Source organism: Providencia sp. UF-224 (assembly GCF_058245955.1).
In genome coordinates this window covers 1-1227 of the sequence record NZ_JBSICC010000080.1, presented here as the reverse complement: position 1 = coordinate 1227, position 1227 = coordinate 1, and the positions used below count along the sequence as shown (strand labels likewise).

Annotated in this window: 3 protein-coding genes; 2 read left to right on the top strand and 1 reads right to left on the bottom strand. The window is 39.5% G+C overall.

Features of this window, described 5'->3' with window-relative positions; translation table 11 throughout:
* Together AC4IFO_RS22870 and AC4IFO_RS22865 are read left to right on the top strand one after the other, a co-directional pair.
* Positions 1-477 (top strand): RHS repeat-associated core domain-containing protein (locus tag AC4IFO_RS22870; RefSeq protein ID WP_490737837.1); only part of this gene is annotated, 477 nt, incomplete at its 5' end.
* A gap of 16 nt (positions 478-493) precedes the next feature.
* Positions 494-874 carry a hypothetical protein gene (locus tag AC4IFO_RS22865; protein WP_490737836.1) on the top strand — a complete coding sequence of 127 codons (381 nt, stop codon included), beginning with the start codon at positions 494-496 and terminating at the stop codon, positions 872-874.
* Positions 875-942: 68 nt separating this feature from the next.
* Here AC4IFO_RS22865 and AC4IFO_RS22860 read toward each other — a convergent pair whose 3' ends face one another.
* The gene (locus AC4IFO_RS22860) at positions 943-1158 is read right to left on the bottom strand and encodes a SymE family type I addiction module toxin (RefSeq protein WP_490737835.1); all 216 of its coding nucleotides are present in this window, start codon (positions 1156-1158) and stop codon (positions 943-945) included.
* Positions 1159-1227 lie beyond the last annotated feature (69 nt).

The following is a 1227-nucleotide window of genomic DNA, read 5'->3' as shown; positions in this document are numbered from 1 at the left end:
TTTCGGTATTATGATAGCGAGAACGGGCAGTATATTTCACCCGACCCGATAGGGCTGCTGGGTGGTGTGAATCCGTACGGGTATGTGCATAATCCGGTGAGTTGGGTAGATCCGTTTGGGTTGGCGGGTGACTGTTGTGATAAGTTGAAGTGGGGAAATCCTAAAAGCAAACCAACTTATGGACATACATTTATTGATCATGGCCAAAAATTAAAACCTCAGCAACTCATGGATAGAGCCAGAGCTAAAAACCATCAGATAGGGCAGTATTTAGATGATAATGCGGCTTCTAATTTTATTTCTGATGTGGCTAAAAAAGGACCTGGCGTACATGATGTTCCCTTGCCTAATAATATAAGCGGTCGTGGGTATTTACCTAACGGAGTGGAAATAAAACCGGATATGGCTAGAGTGGTTGTAAAGCCCGATGGCTCGATTAGGACATCGTTTCCATATAACTCATCTCACCCCAATTAAATGGAGGCCTTATTTTATGTATACCAATCAATTAGCTATGGACTTAGGGTTGCCAATGGGAGATGAATATACTCAAGATTGGGCATATGAATTACCAGAATCATATCGTACAAAAGAATGGCTAAAAAAATATATTCAAGCATACTCTAATGATAAATATAATATATTTGAAAAAAATGAATTAATGGAATTAATGCTTGATATTGTAAATGATTTATTGGTTCAAAACAGTAAGAAAGATGATTTGATAAGAAAAGTTTTAACTTTATTATCTGATAATCATCAGATTCATTTACAATTAATAGAACACTGGTCTTTAGATGATGACCCATTAGAAGACTGCTTTGAATTAACTCCGGCTGCTAGAGAAATTAGAGATGGCATATTCATTAAATGATTAAGAATGGCCAGAAGATCTTCCAATCTTCTGGCTTCTTCGTTTTTAAGAGCCGCTCAGTTTACCCTTTAGCTGCTAACATACTCTGCCATCAGCTCACGCATGGTGTGTTTTATTGCACTCAGTTGCGCTTGCTGTTGTTGGTTTTGCTGCTTAATCGCTCGGGTATCTTCGCTGTCGGGTATCAACACCAAACAACCGTTTAAAATCTTCACCGTAAAGGTGAAGCCTGTCTCAAAACCGGCTTCCTTTAACCACTGTCCTTTAAGGTGTATCGCGGGCATTGGGCGGCTTTGTTGCCATTCGGGGCATAGCCTAGGGTGTAATAACGTTCTGTTTTGGGGGCTTTATTT

What these genes read in the sequence shown, in the direction of transcription:
- AC4IFO_RS22860 (WP_490737835.1), bottom strand. Translation starts at nt 1,158, where the DNA reads ATGCCCGCGATACACCTTAAAGGACAGTGGTTAAAGGAAGCCGGTTTT.
- AC4IFO_RS22865 (WP_490737836.1), top strand. Translation starts at nt 494, where the DNA reads ATGTATACCAATCAATTAGCTATGGACTTAGGGTTGCCAATGGGAGAT.